Origin of the sequence: Xenorhabdus bakwenae (assembly GCF_030272115.1) — a bacterium.
Classification (GTDB): domain Bacteria; phylum Pseudomonadota; class Gammaproteobacteria; order Enterobacterales; family Enterobacteriaceae; genus Xenorhabdus; species Xenorhabdus bakwenae.
The window spans coordinates 1,369,328-1,388,814 of sequence record NZ_CP119194.1 but is presented as its reverse complement, the minus strand read 5'-3'; the positions used below and the strand labels follow the sequence as shown (position 1 = coordinate 1,388,814).

Annotated in this window: 24 protein-coding genes; 13 read left to right on the top strand and 11 right to left on the bottom strand. The window is 41.5% G+C overall.

What is annotated here, in order from left to right; translation table 11 throughout:
• Nucleotides 1-3: 3 nt before the first annotated feature.
• The 4 genes from PXH59_RS07330 to PXH59_RS07315 all read right to left on the bottom strand — a co-directional run bounded on the left by PXH59_RS07330 (nt 4) and on the right by PXH59_RS07315 (nt 1,223).
• Nucleotides 4-504, bottom strand: a complete 501-nt coding sequence (locus PXH59_RS07330) for a hypothetical protein (RefSeq protein WP_047769523.1) — start codon at nt 502-504, stop codon at nt 4-6.
• A 27-nt stretch (nt 505-531) separates the two neighbouring features.
• Nucleotides 532-723: a DNA-binding protein gene (locus tag PXH59_RS07325; protein ID WP_285811673.1), complete on the bottom strand. Its 192-nt coding sequence runs from the start codon at nt 721-723 to the stop codon at nt 532-534.
• Between the two features lie 125 nt (nt 724-848).
• Entirely contained in the window at nt 849-1,064 is a 216-nt protein-coding gene (locus PXH59_RS07320; protein WP_285810998.1) for a DNA-binding protein, read from the bottom strand.
• Between the two features lie 6 nt (nt 1,065-1,070).
• Nucleotides 1,071-1,223: a hypothetical protein gene (locus tag PXH59_RS07315; protein WP_285810997.1), complete on the bottom strand. Its 153-nt coding sequence runs from the start codon at nt 1,221-1,223 to the stop codon at nt 1,071-1,073.
• A 117-nt stretch (nt 1,224-1,340) separates the two neighbouring features.
• On the opposite strand from PXH59_RS07315, the gene PXH59_RS07310 reads away from it, so the two are divergent.
• The 7 genes from PXH59_RS07310 to PXH59_RS07280 all read left to right on the top strand — a co-directional run bounded on the left by PXH59_RS07310 (nt 1,341) and on the right by PXH59_RS07280 (nt 7,298).
• Entirely contained in the window at nt 1,341-1,682 is a 342-nt protein-coding gene (locus PXH59_RS07310) for a helix-turn-helix domain-containing protein (protein ID WP_285810996.1), read from the top strand.
• Nucleotides 1,683-1,906: 224 nt separating this feature from the next.
• Nucleotides 1,907-2,290: a helix-turn-helix domain-containing protein gene (locus PXH59_RS07305; protein ID WP_285810994.1), complete on the top strand. Its 384-nt coding sequence runs from the start codon at nt 1,907-1,909 to the stop codon at nt 2,288-2,290.
• Between the two features lie 62 nt (nt 2,291-2,352).
• The gene (locus PXH59_RS07300; RefSeq protein WP_285810991.1) at nt 2,353-2,892 is read left to right on the top strand and encodes a hypothetical protein; all 540 of its coding nucleotides are present in this window, start codon (nt 2,353-2,355) and stop codon (nt 2,890-2,892) included.
• Nucleotides 2,893-2,898: 6 nt separating this feature from the next.
• Entirely contained in the window at nt 2,899-3,900 is a 1,002-nt protein-coding gene (locus PXH59_RS07295) for a phage integrase (protein WP_285810989.1), read from the top strand.
• A 325-nt stretch (nt 3,901-4,225) separates the two neighbouring features.
• A complete protein-coding gene (locus PXH59_RS07290; RefSeq protein WP_285810988.1) occupies nt 4,226-5,488 on the top strand; it encodes a tyrosine-type recombinase/integrase in 1,263 nt (420 codons plus the stop codon).
• Nucleotides 5,489-5,675: 187 nt separating this feature from the next.
• Nucleotides 5,676-6,560: an IS982 family transposase gene (locus PXH59_RS07285; protein ID WP_285809472.1), complete on the top strand. Its 885-nt coding sequence runs from the start codon at nt 5,676-5,678 to the stop codon at nt 6,558-6,560.
• A 531-nt stretch (nt 6,561-7,091) separates the two neighbouring features.
• Entirely contained in the window at nt 7,092-7,298 is a 207-nt protein-coding gene (locus PXH59_RS07280; RefSeq protein ID WP_047685675.1) for a helix-turn-helix transcriptional regulator, read from the top strand.
• 143 nt (nt 7,299-7,441) lie between these two features.
• Here the strand turns inward: PXH59_RS07280 and PXH59_RS07275 are convergent, their stop codons facing one another.
• A complete protein-coding gene (locus PXH59_RS07275; RefSeq protein ID WP_285810986.1) occupies nt 7,442-7,615 on the bottom strand; it encodes a hypothetical protein in 174 nt (57 codons plus the stop codon).
• Nucleotides 7,616-7,748: 133 nt separating this feature from the next.
• Between PXH59_RS07275 and PXH59_RS07270 the strand changes: the two genes are divergently transcribed.
• The 6 genes from PXH59_RS07270 to PXH59_RS07245 all read left to right on the top strand — a co-directional run bounded on the left by PXH59_RS07270 (nt 7,749) and on the right by PXH59_RS07245 (nt 15,461).
• Nucleotides 7,749-10,187: a DUF5906 domain-containing protein gene (locus PXH59_RS07270; RefSeq protein ID WP_285810985.1), complete on the top strand. Its 2,439-nt coding sequence runs from the start codon at nt 7,749-7,751 to the stop codon at nt 10,185-10,187.
• Between the two features lie 647 nt (nt 10,188-10,834).
• On the top strand, nt 10,835-12,646 hold the full coding sequence (locus PXH59_RS07265; RefSeq protein WP_285810984.1) for a non-ribosomal peptide synthetase: 1,812 nt from the start codon (nt 10,835-10,837) through the stop codon (nt 12,644-12,646).
• The gene (locus tag PXH59_RS07260; protein WP_285810983.1) at nt 12,643-13,911 is read left to right on the top strand and encodes a hypothetical protein; all 1,269 of its coding nucleotides are present in this window, start codon (nt 12,643-12,645) and stop codon (nt 13,909-13,911) included. Before PXH59_RS07265 ends, PXH59_RS07260 begins: the two co-directional genes overlap by 4 nt.
• Complete coding sequence (locus tag PXH59_RS07255; RefSeq protein ID WP_285810981.1) at nt 13,911-14,519, top strand: thioesterase domain-containing protein; 609 nt, start codon at nt 13,911-13,913, stop codon at nt 14,517-14,519. The genes PXH59_RS07260 and PXH59_RS07255 overlap by 1 nt, the downstream gene beginning before the upstream one ends.
• The gene (locus tag PXH59_RS07250; RefSeq protein WP_285810979.1) at nt 14,516-15,157 is read left to right on the top strand and encodes a phytanoyl-CoA dioxygenase family protein; all 642 of its coding nucleotides are present in this window, start codon (nt 14,516-14,518) and stop codon (nt 15,155-15,157) included. Before PXH59_RS07255 ends, PXH59_RS07250 begins: the two co-directional genes overlap by 4 nt.
• A 7-nt stretch (nt 15,158-15,164) precedes the next feature.
• Nucleotides 15,165-15,461 carry a hypothetical protein gene (locus PXH59_RS07245; RefSeq protein ID WP_285810978.1) on the top strand — a complete coding sequence of 99 codons (297 nt, stop codon included), beginning with the start codon at nt 15,165-15,167 and terminating at the stop codon, nt 15,459-15,461.
• A 211-nt stretch (nt 15,462-15,672) separates the two neighbouring features.
• On the opposite strand, the gene PXH59_RS07240 is transcribed toward PXH59_RS07245, so the two are convergent.
• From PXH59_RS07240 to PXH59_RS07215, 6 genes are all read right to left on the bottom strand, one after another.
• Nucleotides 15,673-16,146 (bottom strand): hypothetical protein, encoded by a 474-nt coding sequence (locus tag PXH59_RS07240; RefSeq protein ID WP_285810976.1) that lies wholly within the window; start codon nt 16,144-16,146, stop codon nt 15,673-15,675.
• 101 nt (nt 16,147-16,247) lie between these two features.
• Nucleotides 16,248-16,514, bottom strand: a complete 267-nt coding sequence (locus PXH59_RS07235) for a helix-turn-helix domain-containing protein (protein WP_053460741.1) — start codon at nt 16,512-16,514, stop codon at nt 16,248-16,250.
• Nucleotides 16,515-16,596: 82 nt separating this feature from the next.
• Nucleotides 16,597-16,752 carry a hypothetical protein gene (locus tag PXH59_RS07230; RefSeq protein WP_161803413.1) on the bottom strand — a complete coding sequence of 52 codons (156 nt, stop codon included), beginning with the start codon at nt 16,750-16,752 and terminating at the stop codon, nt 16,597-16,599.
• Nucleotides 16,753-16,769: 17 nt separating this feature from the next.
• Complete coding sequence (locus PXH59_RS07225; RefSeq protein WP_285810974.1) at nt 16,770-17,639, bottom strand: integrase domain-containing protein; 870 nt, start codon at nt 17,637-17,639, stop codon at nt 16,770-16,772.
• Nucleotides 17,640-17,897: 258 nt separating this feature from the next.
• Nucleotides 17,898-18,038, bottom strand: coding sequence for a hypothetical protein (locus tag PXH59_RS07220; protein WP_285810972.1), 141 nt, complete (start codon nt 18,036-18,038; stop codon nt 17,898-17,900).
• Between the two features lie 563 nt (nt 18,039-18,601).
• Entirely contained in the window at nt 18,602-19,441 is an 840-nt protein-coding gene (locus tag PXH59_RS07215) for a contact-dependent growth inhibition system immunity protein (protein ID WP_434223369.1), read from the bottom strand.
• Nucleotides 19,442-19,487 lie beyond the last annotated feature (46 nt).

The following is a 19,487-nucleotide window of genomic DNA, read 5'->3' as shown; positions in this document are numbered from 1 at the left end:
TGTTTATTGATCAGCAAATTCAAAGGTAATATCACCTACATATATACCATGCTTAAATATTTTTAGTTTGCCAGCACCACACACCGAAGAAGAAGAAACCCCTCCCGCATTTAATAAATGCTGTTCATTAAACTCGAACGATTTACTTTCAAAAGTATTACGGACAGCAGACAAAACTTGTTGCAGAGTTTTTTCGGTATTACAAAGCAATTTATGATCAAACTTCTTTAACCCTGTAGCATTTAGCGCTTTTTTAACCGAATCTACCAACGAGTTAGCATCTACCCCCGACTGAGCCTGTACTAATTCCCCAAACCCAATACGCGCTGACTTAGAAATGTGATAATCATTACCCGTCGCCATCTGCATAAACCGCACCAGCGTTTCCTGGATAAATTCAGGCGTCACTTCCACCTCGTTTTTGACATCATCAAAAACATCATACAGGCGTGCCATCATGGCTAATTGCCGTTTTGAACGGTTCAGGGATGTTGAGTTTTTCATTTTATTACCCTCTGTTGAGTTAATATTTCAGCTATTTGCGATAGCATCTTTCAACATAGCGATCATGTTGACTTCTAGCGTATCGTTGGCTCTTTTCTTCGGTCTGGTGATGATGCGGCCATCAGCGACCATTGCACGACATGTAACCAAAGGGGTTTGGGTTATTTCTGAATACCTTTTGAGTGATACATATGCAAACTGCGCCAGCGTGTCCGGGATATATTCAGGGGTGATTGCCACCTCGTTTTTGAAATCATTAAAAACATCATACAGGCGCACCATCAGGGCTAATTGCTGTTTTGAACAGTTCAGGGATGTTGCGTTTTTCATTTTATTACCCTCTGTTAGATAATTTTTTGGCTGTTGTTATATGCATCCATCAACATAGCGATCATGTTGACTTCTATCATATCTTTAGCTCTTTTCTTCGGTCTGATAATAATGCGACCATCAGCGACCATTGCACGACATGTAGCAAAAGGAATTTTGGTTATTTCTGAGTACTTTTTGAGTGATACATAGGCTGATTCGATTTTCACATCAAATAAGATATTTCTCATAACTCATCACCGAAAATTCTGTACAGCGCTCATATAGATGACATGTACCATGCTGGATTTTGAACGACCTTCTCTGATAGCAATAGCATCTAGTTCTTTAAACTCTTCATCAGAAAACCGGACATGAACCGGATTTTTATAGGCAGTTCCTCGCGGCAATCGCGAGCGCCTTACATGCTTATCTTGTGTCATAATGTTATATTGTGATCCACTAAGAAACATTAACGACATTTAAACACAAAATTTTGTGTTTTGCAAAGAGGTAGTCACAAAAAAATGTGTACGATCGGTTTTAGACTGCGTGAAGAACGTACAAGACTCAACCTAACTCAAGCTGAGTTAGCTGATATAGGAGGGATACACAAAAACACTCAGGGGAATTATGAGAATAATCAGAAGTCTCCAGACGCTAAATATTTAGAGCGCCTAGCGGCATTAGGTGTTGATATTTTATATATAATTACTGGTAATCGTTCTTCTCGACCTGACATATCAATAGATGAAAAAATATTGGTTGAAAACTACCGAGCAATGAACGAAGAATCACGCCGCAACATGCAAGCTGTCGGTTCTGCATTTGCACAATCCGCACCTGATAAACAGGTGAAGAATGGATGATAGTTATACACACCATTACCAATCATTTATTCATAAATTTACAAAACTCCATCATGGCATAATTAACTATATTAAAAGTAACAATAAGAAATTATGTTTGTTTGTAATTGTGATCTGTGAATATATTTCACTTATGCCGTAATGTTACATTGCTAATCACTAACTATTTGTTTTTTATGTTTTTGAGCGAAATACATTCAATTTGGCATAGGAGATACTTATTAATGAGCACAATAGGATTCAGGATAAAAGAGGAACGTGAGCGATTGGGACTTAGTCAAACGGACTTTGCATACTTGACAGGGTATTCCAGTCAAACGCAGATTAATTTTGAAAATGACGTTCTAACCCCAGAAAGTCTATACTTACAAGAAATAGCAAAGCATGGATTCGATACTGTCTACATCATTACAGGGCTGAAAAAACAACCAATATTAGCAGATGAACAAGAAATAATAGATTACTATCGCGCCATGAATTCGGCGTCACGCTTAAATCTACAAGCGGTTAGCAATACGTTTAGCAATACGCTTACATACCCGATCACCATCAGAAGCAGAAATGTAACAAATGTAACGAACGATTGCGCCTCAAATTTACATCATTAACAATTTTGGGCGCAATCATTTTTATATTTCATTATCATATATTATTAAGGAAATAGTGTCTTATGGAACTAAAACAGTTTATTCCCAGTTGTATGATGATTGTTTCCGCTTGGTCTAGCTTTGTTAATGCTACCCCTGTGAATGAGCTATACAAAAAAGCCATAAATAATATTGTGGATAACGTCCAATGTAGCGAACAAGTATTCACGCTAGAAATACCCCGTAAAATTGGCGATGAAGACGAAATACAATATAACACGCAATTTACTAACGATGTTTTTGTTAGTTTTTCCAAAGATATCAATACAAAAGGCAAATTCAATGTTGATATTAATGTATACCCCGCTCCTAATACATTGACTGAGCAACTTACCGCCTTTTGTGTTGTCTCTGCATTTCAAGCAGCCATAGATCCCAGCAGAACTACGAATGAATATATGAAACTAAGTACTAAAATGTATTCATTAGCCTCAAAATCAAAATCTGGACGTTATTATCACCAGTCAAAGAACTACGAGCATTCTGCATATATCGATGTTCAATCAGATAAACCCACCTTAACCTTCCAATTTTCTCCGCAAGGTTATGAATTACCGAGGTAGTGAACTATGGCAGTAAGCAAACTTTCCAATGGTAAATGGCAATGCCAATGCTTCCCTGACGGCCGTAATGGTCGTCGTGTCAGACGCCAATTCATAACAAAAGGTGAGGCGATGGCATTCGAGCGGCAGTTAATGCAAAAGCAAACTCTGAATATTGATATATCCAATGCGATTAAATTGAGCGAATTGGTTAACCGTTGGTATGAATTACATGGGAAAACGTTAAAAGATGGAGAAGCGCGAAAAGCAAAATTAAAAGCAATATGCGAGCGATTAAAAGACCCATTTGCTAAAGAGTTTAATAAGAATATGTTTGCTGTTTATCGTGAAGAAAGATTAAACGGCAAATGGAATGCCAAAGGGCGCAAATCACCTAGCCAATCGACTGTAAACAGAGAACAATCATACTTACACGCTGTTTTTTCTGAGTTGACTCGTTTGGGTGAATGGGAAGGTGAAAATCCACTTAATGGCATTCGGCAATTTAGGGAATCAGAGAAAGAATTGGCGTTCCTATATCCCAACGATATTAAGCTACTATTAGCTGAGTGTGATAATTCCAACAACAAAGATCTCGGTAATGTTGTACGGCTCTGTTTAGCTACCGGTGCCCGCTGGAGTGAAGCACAGGATTTGAGCCAATCTCAGCTAATGAAATACAAAGTCACATATACAAAAACCAAAAGCAGCAAAAACAGAACGATACCAATATCACAGCGACTGTATGACCGCTTCCCTAAAAAGCGAGGTAAATTATTTTCCAATTGTTACGATGCTTTTGAAAATGCGGTTAAAAGAGCAGGAATTGATTTACCGGAAGGACAATGCACCCACGTTCTTCGGCATACCTTCGCCAGTCATTTTATGATGAATGGAGGTAACATTTTAGTTCTGCAACGCATTTTAGGGCACAGCACAATTAACATGACTATGCGTTATGCCCACTTCGCACCAGACCATTTAGAACTAGCTTTAACACTGAATCCTTACGATCAACTTGACGAGTAATTTTGTTGGCAGCAGTGCCAAACAAATAGCAATAAATAGTAATATTTAGCACATATAATGCTTTGATTTTTTTAACTTATTGTTTTTAAAAGTGGTATACTAGTCTTTAAAATCCCTCGGCTGTAAGGCTGTGCGGGTTCAAGTCCCGCCCTGGGCACCAAACATAAGTTTACTAACGTCTACTCTAGTAAACTAACTCCTAGAAAGACCTGATAAATCAATCAGGTCTTTTCTTTTTAGGTCTACTCCAGTCTATTGCAATCAACATGCACGTCGGGGCATAATCAGGGGCACCTACACTTCTATTTTAAATGTGCCCCCTATAATGAAACTAAACGCACGACTCATCGAAACAGCAAAACCCAAAGAAAAAACCTACAAACTCGCCGATGGTGGTGGTCTCTATTTGGAGATTACTTCTCGCGGTTCAAAATACTGGCGTATGAAGTATCGCCGACCGACCGATAAAAAAGAAGACCGACTGGCTTTCGGTGTCTATCCTACCGTTTCTTTAGCTGATGCTCGCGCCAGGCGAGATGAAGCCAAGAAGCTGATTGCTCAGGGCATTGATCCCAAAGCTGAGAAAAAAGAGGCACATGTCGGAGCAAAGGGAAAATATACCTTTGAAAAAGTCGCCCGTGACTGGCACGCCAGCAATAAACGTTGGAGTGAAGATCACGGCAACCGTATCATGCGCAGCCTTGAGCATTATATTTTCCCGCATATTGGCAGGCTAGATATTTCCACTTTGCGGACAAGCCAGCTTTTAGCCCCGATCAAAACCGTTGATGCTGACGGTAAACACGACATTGCCCAACGGTTACAACAACGTGTGACCTCCATCATGCGCTACGCTGTCCAGAACGATATTCTTGAATCCAATCCGGCTAATGATATGGCTGGCGCACTTTCCACTGTCAAAGCCAACCATCACCCCGCTCTGCCTCACGAACGTTTACCTGAATTTCTCACCCGTCTTTCCCGTTATCACGGCCGCTTAATTACCCGCATTGCTGTAGAGTTGACGTTATTAACCTTTGTTCGTTCCAGCGAACTGAGATTTGCCCGTTGGGAAGAACTCGACCTTGAAAATGCAGTCTGGAAAATTCCCGCCACAAGAAAAGCTATTGAGGGCGTTAAATTCTCCGAACGGGGCATGAAAATGAAAACCGAGCACATTGTGCCGCTGAGTCGCCAGGCTGTTATTCTGTTCAAATCATTGCACAAACTGAGTGGCGAGTGTGAAGTGATGTTCCCTAACGATCACGATCCACAAAAAGTTATGAGCGAAAGCACGGTTAATAATGCTTTGCGTGGCATGGGCTACGACACCAAAACAGACGTTTGCGGTCATGGATTTCGAACAATGGCTCGCGGTGCAATGGGGGAATCGGGATTATGGAACGATGATGCCATCGAACGCCAGTTAAGCCATGTGGAAAGAAAGAACGTCAGGGCCGCCTATATTCACACCTCTAAACATCTGGACGAACGGCGGCTGATGGTGCAATGGTGGGCGGATTATCTGGATGCAAACCGGGAAAAACATATCACACCGTATGATTTTGCGAAAAAACACCGGAAATAACATGGATTAATGCTCAGAACGTATTGAGTTCATGATGATTTTTTAGACTTTGTTGGCACTGCCAACAGAGCCTGCTTTTCACACAATACATAGCCAACCCGAATTCTGGATAAGAAATTGACGAGAAGCCTGTTCCGGGAGCAAAGTTTTGGTGCACACCAAAAACCGCTCCGAGGTGGAACAGGCTATGGACAAGTTAGTTGAAGTTTTCTGTGATGTCGATGATTTTTGCCGTTTTTTCATCCCTCAATGGGAACAATTTTGTCTCGATAGCGGGCATCGTTTACGCCGCCGACAAGGTCATATGTATCCCAGTGAAATCATGACCCTTTTGATCCTTTTTCATCTGTCGCATTACCGTGATTTTAAACATTTTTATCTAGAGCATATTTGGAAATATCACCATAAGGATTTTCCAACCTTGCTCAGCTATCCTCGCTTTGTCAGTGTGGCTTCTTCCGTTCTGGTGCCACTATGCAGCTATCTGACTCAATTAAAAGGGAAACCCACAGGCATTGCTTTTATTGATTCCACCAGTTTGAGTGTCTGCCATAACATTCGCATCCCTCGACATAAGGTCTTTGCGGGAATAGCAAAGCGCGGAAAAAATTCAATGGGTTGGTTTTACGGTTTCAAATTACACTTGGTTGTCAATCATCAGGGGGAAATTCTAGCGCTTAAAGTGACTGCGGGAAATGTGGATGATCGGGAACCTGTTCGTGAATTATCAAAAGAATTAATAGGTTCTCTTTACGGTGACAAAGGTTATCTCAGCCAGGAATTGGCGGACGATTTAGCCAAAACCGATGTCACTTTCATCACGAAAAAACGGCGCAACATGAAAGCGTGCATGCAAGCTGAGTGGGATAAAATAATGTTAAAAAAGCGTTTTATTATTGAAACGATTAATGGGCAATTAAAATTGATTTCTCAGATAGAGCATTCGCGTCACCGAAGTCTAAGAGGATTTATGTTGACCGTTTTAGGTGGACTGATTGCTTACTGCCTTAAATTGAAGAAACCATCACTGAAAGTTTTCTACTTAGAAGAAGATGTTCCAATGATGGCTTAAGCAGAATTCGGGTTAGCCAGCTAAAAACTCCGCATCCTACCCTTTGTTATGGCAATCATCATATGATGTTTTTTTAACCTTTGCTGGCAGTGCCAGCAAAGCCTATTTTTTATGCAGTGCATAAACAGGTAAGAATTCCATATTTTGATCTTGTCAATGAATTATCTTGTCTTTCTTTTGATTAACCTTTATGCAAAAGGTGTTTTTTTAAACTTTGTTGCCCAGGACAACAAAGACTATTTTTAATATAGTGTGTAATCCACTAAAAATCCCATACCCTGACCCATCATGTATTTTCCTTATTTTTCATTTGGTTAAATTTACCATCACAGCTATATACATGGTGTTTTTTTAGGCTGCTGTGCCCGTGGAACACAAGGTTGCTTTTTATACAGGTCAATAGACAGCAATTAATTTTACGCATTGGTTAAAGAGTTTACGCTTTCAATTAATCTGAATTTTTAAATAATCCCTCTGTCGTCAAATAACGTCCATTAAGGCATTTCAAGGACTCGATCACAGGGGGTATACATGCCAACAATGACAACATCTAAAGAAAGTCTCATTCGCCTGCCAGAAGTTCAGCGCAGAACGGGCTACAGCAAGGCATGGATCTACAGGCTCATTAAAGAAGATAAATTCCCGAAGCAAGTCAAAATCGGCCCTCGTTCGGTTGCGTTTATTGAATCAGAGATTGATGGCTGGGTCGATCAGCGTATTGCTGAATCCCGTTCCTGATAGCGTGCTGACTGAATTTTGGTGCATCAGTTCACGATGCAGGTAATCCATTCATTGAGAGATAGACAAATCTTGCAATTGTTATTTAAACAACAAAAGGATAGCGGGATGGGAGCTATCCTCCTGACTAACTGTTGGTTGGTTCAACCTTTGGGGTCAATACCACGCGATTGGAGTTCTTTACGGAGTATGCGCTTGATCCATGTAGCAAGGGAAGCATCACCATCGGCTTTTGCTTGTTCTTCAATTTGTTGTCTGAATTCTTCCGTTAATCTCATTTGGTATTGTGGAGATCGTTTTTCTTTTTGTGTTGACATGGTAATTACCCAAGGATATTTTAAATTACATGGTAATGACCATTTTAATTTTAGTAACCAAATAAAACAACGCCCCGTAGTGCTCGCAACACATACAGGGCGTCTGACCACTAACCGTTGAGAGATAACGATAATGGCTGATACACAGCATAACCAAACTCGCCCTAAATTTACATCTTCAGATAAAACAGACGGACAAAAACCGCCCGATCTGATTCAGACCGTGAAAAGATCCGCCATGTACCATTGGGAAAATCTGCTGCCTGCATGCGGCATCGACATTCCCGCAAAGGGGAAACATGGCGCTTGCCCTGTCTGCGGTGGTACTGACCGTTTTCACTTTATTGACGACCATCATCATGGTAACTGGTATTGTCGCCAATGTGACGCTCTAAACTATGGTGATGGGCTGGATTTAGTGGCAAAAACCAAAGGGATCTCGATTCTTGAAGCAGCAAAAGTTATTGCGGATACGCTGGCATTGCCTTTGCCAGAACCCAAGCCAACTAGGGAAAGCATTCAAACAACACAGTCGATTGCTGAAAGAGTGACGGCACTGATGGCGCAAACTGTCGCCGGGCAATCTCCCTACCTGACCGCAAAAGGGCTGCATTGCCTTAGTCAGCGGCTGCTGTCCGATAACTCGATAGTGTTGACTCTGACAACATTGGATAAAAAAGTAACAGGTGCACAGATCATTAAGCCTAATGGCGAGAAAAAATTACTCTCTGGCAGCCAGAAAAAAGGATCATTTATTGCCTTATCAAAGCTGGAAGAGTACTCCGATACAGTAATCATTACCGAAGGTTATGCCACTGCGCTCACAGTTAACCAACTCTATAAAGGTACTGTTCTGGCGGCACTGGATGCAGGTAATTTGCTCTCTGTCGCTCAATCAGTTCGGGAACGATGGCTTGACACGAAAATCATCTTTGCTGCTGATAATGACTGGCACAGCCCCGGCGAACTGGATAAGAACGGCAAACCAAAAGTGAATATCGGCAAGATCTCGGCAGAAAAAGCTGCCCTTGTGGTTAATGGCTGGGTCACATTGCCACCTACAGAGTATAAAGCTGATTGGGACGATTATCGCCAGCAACACGGTGTGGAAATGGCAAAGCTGGCCTTTTTTCAGGCACTTTATCAACCGACATCAACCAAGAAAAAAGCAACTACTCAGCCCAATGATGCCGAGCCTTCAAAGTTGACATTATGCCAGATGGGAGCCAGCCAGCGCGGGGAAGTGTTACTGGCACGTTATGACGGCAATTTGGCACTGGATGGCGCTTCGGAAAGCGTTCATCACTATGACGGTATTGTCTGGTGTCCGGTCAGTGACCGTGATTTAAAACGGGAAATGGTGGCGGCCTTTATGGAAGAAAAGCTGCCGTACTCACCGCATGGTATTAGCTCTGCCGTGGATGCCCTGAAATTACAGCTTCCCATGATGCAATCGCCAAAACGCCATTTAATCGGGTTCAATAATGGCGTGTTTGACCTGAAAACCTGCCAGTTCCGGTCGCATCGTAAAAGTGACTGGCTGCTACTTGCTAATGATGTTGAATTCAATTCCCCCATTTCGGGGGAAACCCTGAAAAACCATGCGCCACAGTTCTGGCACTGGCTGAATCGGGCAACAGCCAACTGTGAAAGCAAGTTTAGTCGCGTATTGGCGGCACTGTTTATGGTGCTGGCGAACCGTTATGACTGGCAGCTTTTTCTGGAGGTCACCGGCGCCGGAGGCAGTGGAAAAAGCATCTTTGCTGAAATCTGCGCTATGCTGTCAGGCAAAGGCAACACCGTTTCCGCCAGTATGGCTGCTCTGGAAAACCCACGGGAACGGGCGTTGATTGTCGGATATTCGTTGATTATCCTGCCAGACCAGACTCGCTATGTGGGCGATGGTTCCGGTATTAAGGCCATTACAGGCGGTGATGAAGTTGCCATTGACCCGAAGCACAAACAACCCTATTCAACCCGTATTCCTGCGGTGGTACTGGCAGTAAACAATAACGCCATGAGTTTCAGTGATCGCAGTGGTGGTGTGTCGCGGCGTCGGGTGATTTTCAACTTTTCCGAAGTTGTGCCGGAAAATGAACGTGATCCACGCCTGCGGGATAAAATTGCGGCGGAATTGCCTGTGATTATCCGACATCTGCTGCATCGGTTCGCTGATCCACAGATAGCGAGGCGTTTACTGGCAGAACAACAGAAGTCAGAAGAAGCGCTGGATATCAAACGTGGCACCGATCCACTGGTCGATTTCTGCGGTCATCTGATTGCATCCCATGAACCTGATGGCCTGTTAATTGGCAATGCGGAAATTATGCCGTTCAACCCCCGTAAATACCTTTATCACGCCTACCTTGCTTATATGAAAGGCAATAACCTGAATAAACCTGTTTCCGTAACGCGTTTTGGCATGGATATGCCGGGCGCACTGGCAGAGTATGGGCTGCATTACCTGCGCAAGAAAAGCAAATACGGCATTCGCAGCAATATGAGCCTCAATATCGACACAGCTAATGAATGGATGCCAAAATTGACAAGAAGTAACCAACCAGAAGGATAATTTTTTTCTTATACAGACATATTTCAGAGAAAGCTAAAAAGTGTTCACCACTATTCACTCTATAATTTAAATAATATATATCAATATATTATAGGGTTGATAGTTATTTTTAGACTGTTCACAAGTATTCAACCCTATTCACCCTTTTTCTAATTTAGGGTGATGGGTTGGTTGAAGAGTAATGATGAGTTTGATTTCAAGTTATCACCACTTAACATTATGAATTTAAATAAAAATATTTAAAAATGAACAGGTGAACAGTTTTATCACTAATTCTTTTATAGGGTGGGCCAGGGCTAAATAAGAATTTTTTCCGGTTGGTATTTTTTCAGATCTCCGAGCTACCGGGCTAATACATTAATCCGGTAGCTCGGAGAAGACAAGCGCAGCGCGTCAGTGACGTCATCGGTCAAAATGGTTATTACCCGATTAAGCGAGAAACTTTTTCTGGCTGGCCATTAGTTTTGTGCCACTGCAGTTCCAAATTTATGCAGCTAATAGCATTCTCTATGTACGTATAAAATCATTTAAATAACATATTGTTAACAAAAATAATAACATTTATTTAAAATTTGTTTAATTAACCAGCTCTTATTGTATGGATTGTCTCTTTAGTTTTTATTAATATTTTTTCCAGGCTAAAAAGATTGAACTATATTGTTACTGGGAAAATGGATAATTATAAATCAATAAATTTTATAATATCCCATATTGTTGATCTTTATGGGAACTCACAGGCTGTTATTGACGAAACAGAATCCTTAAGCTATTCGCAGCTATATGCTGCGGCAAGCCAGCTCTGCGTGCATTTGGCGAATATCCAGCAAGGTAAAGGGAAGTGTATTGCTGTCGCAGGTCCTCATAATGTCAGAACTATTGTTGCTTTATTGGCAATCGTCCTTTCCGGAAATTACTATGTCTATGTTGATTTAAATCAACCAAAAACTTGGCTTGAACAGCAACTTAGTCGACTAGATTGCCATATAATGCTCTATTCCACAGGTAGTTACCCTGCAAATATACCTAACGGTATTACATTGTTTTCTGTAAGAATTAAGAGCGATAGTTGCTTTGTTCCAAGTACTTTTCTCGATGTACCAACTCATCAGGCGGCTTATGTTAATTTTTCATCCGGCAGTACGGGTAAACCAAAAGCAATTGTCTGTACTCACGCTGGTATTATCCGTCTTTGTCGCCAACAAACATTTCTCGACTTTGACTCTCGTCCAGTATTTCTATTTCATTCCCCTTTATCTTTCGATGCTGCTACTCTGGAAATTTGGGGAGCATTGCTCAATGGCGGCACTTGTATCATCCATCAAGGAAAAATACTGACCCCACAGGCTCTACAAAAAACCATTCACTATTATGGCGTTAATACCCTGTGGCTGACTACAGCCCTTTTTAATGCTCTCGTTGATACCGATATTCAATGTCTACATGGATTACATACTGTACTAACTGGTGGAGATATTTTATCAGTTTCTCATGTACGTAAAGCCGTTACTGCCCATCCAAAAATCAATTTTGTAAATGGCTATGGTCCAACTGAGAACACCACATTTACTTGTTGCCACATAATTCGGGCTAAGGATTTAACGGGGCATGATATTCCTATTGGACAGGCAATCAACGGCACGCAGGTATTACTTTGCGATTTGCAAGGTGAACATATAACTGCACCCGGTGTCAGTGGTGAAATATATGCTATTGGGGAGGGAGTAGCATTGGGATATTTCGGTGATCCAGAACGTACAGCACAAGCCTTTGTCACCATCACTTGGCAGGGAATATCCCAACGAGCTTATCGTACAGGCGATCTTGCATATTATGACAAAGAGGGAAATCTACATTTTATTGGTCGAGCGGACAGTCAAATAAAAATTAATGGCTACCGCATTAATTTAAGTGAAATAGAAAATAGACTGCGCAATATTCCGGGAGTAGAAGATTGTTCATTATTGGTGCAGCAATATCATGGTAGTAAACAGCTGATAGCCGTACTACAAGCAGAAGATGATCGTCCAGCTCGTCAAGCTATGCTGAAATTTCCTTCTTGGGAACGCCCGTCCTCTTGGTTTTGTGTCCGTTCACTACCTTTGACTCAGCATGGAAAAGTGGATCGTCAAGCGCTTTTTTCGCAATGGCAAGCATTACAATCACAATCATCAACTATGGAAATGAGCCAGCAAGAAGTAGCCTGTGCCATCTGGTGGTCAGAATTGCTGGGCTATCCAGTTACCTCTCCAACACACAATTTTTTTGAATCAGGTGGTAATTCATTACATGCTTTGCGCGTACTGGCTACTTGTTTTCAATACTATCCTGATGTGGCACTTTCCCTCCAGGAGCTTTATCAGCATGCGATTCTTGCTGATTTTGCTTCCCTGTTAAACCGCAAGGGAATTAATGTCAATACATTACAGAATCCTATTCCTGAGGGGGTTCTGGTACTATGAATGAAATCCTTGAGAAGCTATCTCTGCGGCAAATCTATTGCTTACGATTTGGTAATCGGCTGGTTATTTATGGTCAGTGGCAACAGTTAGATCAAGAGGAACGTTCCTGGCTACAGCAAGGAAAAGAACAGCTGCTTACCAGTGATAGCTCCTGCATTTTGCCACTTCCTTGCTGGCTTAATGCAATGGTACTGAGTGAGATTATTTCCGGTGACTGTTCACAATTCGGATTGTTTTACCTGGCACCAGACTCGATCCCTCCAGAACCTTCCAAACTAAAAAACTTGATCGAAGGTCTATATAGAACCTTTCCACTTCTCAATAGTGCAGTGGAGTGGGGGGATAGTGGACTCGAATTACGTCTTTTTACCTCACCATATAAGGCCGAACCTGAATATCAGGAATCTGTGCAGTATGCAGATGCTCAGGCTTTTATTCGCGAACAATTACAGCACTCTCACTCTGTGTTTAAAAGAGGAATGCTGCGAATCGTATATGCACGTTGTGGTAAGGATATGCGGTGGGGAATATGGCTGCATCACTTGATTGCGGATGCCGACTTTGTTCAGACATTACTTTCTCAGGTACAAGTTTGGTTAAAGACAACTGCATGGCCAGAGCCTGATCTGGATTTTATTCAACAAATTTGGGTTCTAGAACAACAAATCACAGTACACCGAGAACGGCTGCAAACTTTCTGGCGCAATCAAAAAGCGCTTTTCAGCATACTAGCCATGCCTCCGACACGGGAGTTGTTACCCGAGAGCTCATTGATGAGCTTCACGTTGCACGATGAACCACAAATGTTTACCCGTATGATTCTGTCGCTCTCACGGACATTGGTTAAGCTGAATATTAATGGTCCTCAGTTAGCAGTAACTCCGGTTACTTTGCGCCGTATAGGGCGAAATACGAGCAGTGGATGTTATGTCAATCTGTTACCGATACTGCTGGATGCTCGCTATGAAGTAACGGAGTTTGACCTGCTACGTTTGTCGTGGCTAGAGCACGCACAGCTACCTCAGGAGGAAATTACTTCTCTGTGTGAGCTCAATTATCGTGATGCTATCGTGATGATCAATTTCATAGATACACCAATAGTAATGGAAGGGTTTCAACATCATCCTGAATTTCGTAGCAGGAAGCCTATCACCATAACCGTCACTCATGGAGAACCAGGATTCTGGCACGTTAAGCTGACAACCCGCTGGGGAGAAACATTTAGCAACGCTTTACACAGTGCCTTGGTGGAGGAGCTGACCTGATGATACTTTTGCTTCCTGACTTCGTCGGGCATCCTGGTTGTTTTCAGACCCTGCTTTCCCATCTGCCTGAACAGGTGGAAAGCGTTAATTATCACACATTAGCTATGAAAGAAGATCTTTCTGAACTGGCTGATCTTATCGCTGATGGACTGAAATATAAGCCGACTTGGATCATTGGCTATTCATTCGGAGGTGCTCTGGGATACGAACTCTGCCAACGCAATTTTCCTACTGCCCGCTTAGTTATGGTGGACAGTCATTTGCCTTCGTCTTCGTTACGTGAAATGCCTGTCGACGAACAGTACCAGCACTGGCTAACAACAGATATACAAGACTGGCTTTCCTTGATGCAGGAGCTTAATGAAATAAAGTTACCTGTCATTCTAAATAACATTAGCCTATTCAGCCAATGGCAACCAAAACCAACTTTGCAACAAGCATGGTGGATACGCTGCACTCGAAATAATATCAACGTAAACACTGACTGGCATTTATTGATCAAGCACATACACCAATTCGATGCCTCGGTATGTCATCACGAGGTGATGAAAGAGAGTAGCGTAATTTCTTACCTTATCCGACTAACTCAAGAGGTTACCTTTTCATGATATTTCATAAGCAGGCAATTTCACTTGATTTTCAAAAACTGGCTCTGGATTGGATTCTTGCACAATCTGATTCTCCGTCTGCAGGGCTAGAGCCAGAGTTCGATATTGGTGATGATAAACTGCGTTATGCAAAAAAAATCCGCAACATCTCAAATCATGATCCACAGTTCTGGCAGGCATGGAGTTATGATTCCGGGCTGACGAAAATTGTAAATCAGTACCTCGATAACCCTCGTTTGTTACGTCATGCAGCTTTTATTAAACGTCATGCTGATGAATCGTTTATTCCTCTACATCAGGACATTGCATTGTGGGAAAAACCCTTTAATACCGCTTGGACATTCTGGGTAGCTTTGACCCCCGCATTTAAAGAGAACGGAGGTATGTTTTATCTGCCCGATACTGATGTGGTTTACCCGCACGAGTTCGATCTAAATTATCCCATGTTTAAGTGCATCGACCTCGAAAAAAACCAAATTTCTCAGGAAGAACTAAAGGATGTATCACTCCAAGCAGGAGACATCTTGGTGTGGCCTGCAAAAACCCCACATGGCAGTTACATGAATATCAGCGGTCAATTGCGTATAGGCATGCCGATAGTGTTTGTTGAAGAGATCGAATATCAAAAACTAATGTGAGGCAAATATGAAAGTATGGGTAATTGATAATCTAAGAATTATTTTCCCTGATAGAGAGATTTCAGAAGACAATATTGATGAATCCCTCAAGGAACTATTAAATCATTCAATGAAAATGGTGACTTTTCTAGCACGCTTTGCTCGACAATTTAATCATGCACCAAAAATTATGGATTTTCAGGCTGCTCCTTGTTTTGAAACCTTAGTAAGAAGTATGGAGCCCCTACAGGATTCAATAATGGTTATTATTTTATTGTTTTTAAATGATTTTGTCAGGTTCAATTTTCTATCATACCCCCTGTAATACCCCCATATCATCTTTCTTCTATTTGCCTAATTTTTACCCAAAAAAAAGCTATCGAGAACAGACCTTTTGTTGTAAAAATATCATCAATAAGATAAATGTTGCTAAAAATGCAATAATGGTTTTAATCTAGTCGAGTTGGTGACTACTTATTGTAGAAAAAAATGACAAGTTTAAACCATCGAGATAATAGAGAAGCCCAAATTATATATTATTTTAAAGCTAAGAATTGAAGATAATATTCGGAATGAATCATATAGATAAATGATCCTGCAAGAAAAGTATATCCAGATATAAATTTACAATTACGTTTAAAAACATACCAAGAATTCCAAATACTTCTGAATCTTCTCACATTATCTAATTTTTTAAACAAAACTTCTCTTTCATAATCAGATATACATGAGTTTATTATCTTCTCTTTTATGTTTTTTTCCATTTTTGAGAAATTAGATTTATAACCAATAGAAAAAAGTTTATCAAAAAAGAACATCAAACTAAGTGTAAAGGCAATTGTTTGAGCTACTTTATTTGGTACACACCAGCATCCTATACCTATTAATAAGGACCATTCCGCAATTGTATAGTGCTGTAGTTTCCCCCACCATTTATTCATATTTCTAGCATATTTTCTTATATCACGTTTTATTTCTGAGAATGCAGGTGATCTTTGACAATGCTTCAAAATATATTCCTTGATAATTTATCATTAAAAAATAACCATGAGTATAAAATTAAAAACTATTGATATTATCTTATCTCATGGTTTATTTCATTGAAACTAATCTACTCAACAGAGACTTTACGAACCTTACGCTCAATAAGTTGACCACGTTTATCAAAATATCGGCTAGGCCAGATTTCAGAAGGATGGATTTCAAGATAGTTAGCAATTATCCATTCGCCTTTAGGCCACTGCCTGCTGAGTGCATTTGCCAGTGTCGATGAACTGAGTCCCACTTCGCGGGAGAGAGCCGCTAAGGTTGTGCCACGTTTGCGTAATGCAGCAATAATATCGGCCTGATGCCAGTCATTTTTAACATTATTATTCATTCCTGTTACCCCTTCCATTAATTAATATTGATGGTGGTGATCCAGACAGGGTTCGCGGACTGGCACTCATAACCAGCGAGACTTACGTCTCCCCCACCTGAATCACCATTGAAAAGGCGATAACAGGCACACTGGCAAAATTTCTGCCAGTGTCTATGAGTGACAAGGCCGCGACGCCTTGACCATTAGATTTTGCTAATGGCGGGAATACTTTAACTGATTGTTTTAGCTTACTCAATAACTGAACGGCTAAGTTTAACGGCTATAAACCCTTTCAACATAACGCCCGCGGCCATCGCCATGACCCAAATCCATTGAAACCAGTGCCCTTGCTTCCTGACGACTAAAACCATTCTGTTGGTAAAAAGCCAACGCATCCTGCGCCCACGCATAGCGCAAACTATGGGGAGAATGGCAGCCTGTTAAACCAATTCTTGTGGTCTGTGTCCGCCAGTAGTTCATGGCCTGCTTGAGATCCGGCTTATCAATCAACCTGCCGCCTCGTTGTTCTGCAATGGCAATAGCCTGCCCGACAGCTTCTTTCACCGCCGCAACATTCAAGATACGGGTTTGCCTTGGCCGACCGCCCTTTGTACCGAAAACAACATGCAGTTTTGGCTCTGGTTGTTCTAACTGTTTGCGCCAGCTTTTTAATGAAGCACTGCATTGCACCGCTTCCTGAGAACGAAGCCCCAGCAATCGGGCGAGTTTCAGTGTGACGGCAAATCCGGCATCACGTTCAAGTGCTGTCTGATAAACAACCTGAAACGTGGCATCAGGGATCGCCTGTTTCGTTCCGGCGCGGCTGGTTCCACTTAATCCCAATGCCTGATTACTCAAGCGCGGCGAGGTTTCGAGCTTCTCCCGGCCTGCCATGCGAAAAATATTACGCAGTGCGGCCATTTCATTTTGCACCGTTCGCTTGGCAATCCCCTGAGATAAACGGGCACTAACATACTGTTCTACATGTTTGGCTTTCAAATTATTAAGGTTTTTAACCTGAATATTCAGACTCAATAACAACGCGCCCAAACGTCCTGCGATCCGAATACGGTCATGGCAGGTCTTATGACTGCCACCACCTTGCCGGGCAAAAAATTTTAATTCTTTAATCAATCGACTCATTGGCTTCCCCTTGCTGATACCTGACAACATGCGATCTCTGGCGCGCGACAGTGTGGCAAAACAGGCAATGCCTGCTTTACCTTTGACGGATATCTGTGCGCCAGAGTGAACGCAGGTTGAGGTGTTGCGGGGTATCGGTTGAGTACACGGTACTGCCGCCTGTTTAAACAGGTCATCCCCACCGGCTAAAAGCCAGCCTCGATATCGTCAAGCTCTCCTTTTTCAATCTAAAAATGCAGTGTCAGATTCACTGAGTGGTTAAGCAGGCGTGAGCCTGTCAGGGTTCGATTGTTCTTTGGCTGCGGCGTCACTTTCAGCGGTAAACCTGCCAAAAGTGACGCCTTGAGTTCCGCGAACGGTCAGCCAAGGTAGTGAAAGCGTTGAAATACCAGCAGGCACAGCAAAACGCCGCAAGGTTCAGTGTCAAACGGTAGCAATGAGTTAATTGTTTAGGTGTAGAAAGTTTATCTGCTGAATAATTCAAGCAGAGATAGCGAGAAGTATGAATCGGATGCGCGAAAGCCATCCTGTTATCCATTGAAGATAAAGGAAAATAGGCTTCATGTTGATATGAAAGATAAGTGCATGATCTAATGTTCACTACACTTGACTGGCAATATAAAAACACCTTTTGGGTGTATTTTTCAGTTTAAGAAACCTTCATCGCCAGACAAGGGGTTTATGTCTGACAATATCTGCTTCCAAAGATGCGCAGATGTACCGCATTGCATGCACTCCCTTTCAGGCTACGGGAGTTTTATTTCGCCGCTCAACGCTGATCCTTACAGGCAATGGATCATCGATAATAGTTAAATACCTTATCGATTGGATTGAGCGAGGTCAAATTTTTTTTGATGATGGAGTGTGGAGGAAAATATGTCAGGCCCAAACCGCACCCAACTCGAGATTAACAAATAGAAAAGGGGGTACATTTTTGTGCCACCTTATTAAATTTACATACATTATGGTAAATAGACAAAGCTTTTACAACGGGTAAAGGCTTCCCTTATTGCCTTACCTAATTCTTCATCAGTGACATCTACTGAAAGAGTGATATTACAATCATCGGGCATTCCTTTTTTCCCCCAAGTATCTAATTTCTGGTGTGCTTGTGGTGAAATTGTGATTTTACCTTCTAATAAGTTCACATCACATTTGTTCATTTTTTTGAACAATGCCCGCTTAGTTTTATATCCCCCTTTTTTCATTGCTTCTGCAATCCAGTTTTTATAACGAATGGAAATCATATCACGATGAAAAAAATCATTATCTTCGGGATCTACGAGGCGACTTTGAGATAATGCTTTTCGAACAGAACAGCCTAACTCTTTATCAGAAGCGTCTTTGGGAAAATAGATAGTTCCTGCTTCATGATCTGCTACCAATAAGCGATAGCCAGATAATGTTTTTACATAATAAAAATCTCCATTAAAATCAATGGATGCATTGAGTCCTGAACCAATATCATCAATCATGGCATGTCTCCTTTTACAACAGTCACTTTGACATCTATGTTTTTTTTCTGCCGCATAGCTGATGGATTTATTAATCTCTGCCCATTGTGCTGTTGTGGTTTTTTCAGGTACAGCGAGATGCAATGTTTTTTTCTCGATCATAGCATTGGTTACCTTTAGAGCACCCTTGGTTGTACTCTGAAATCCAACCATGTCATTAATATAACCGTTTAGTTGGCTACTTATCTGTTTAGGGTTTTCTATCCTTGATTTTGTTGTAGTGTTTAACGTTTTTACGCTGATCGCCTGTCCTGTCGATTTGTTAAAATAATCATTTAGTGTGACAATTATTTATTCACATAACAGATAGAAAAAGTGGTACATTTTTGTACCA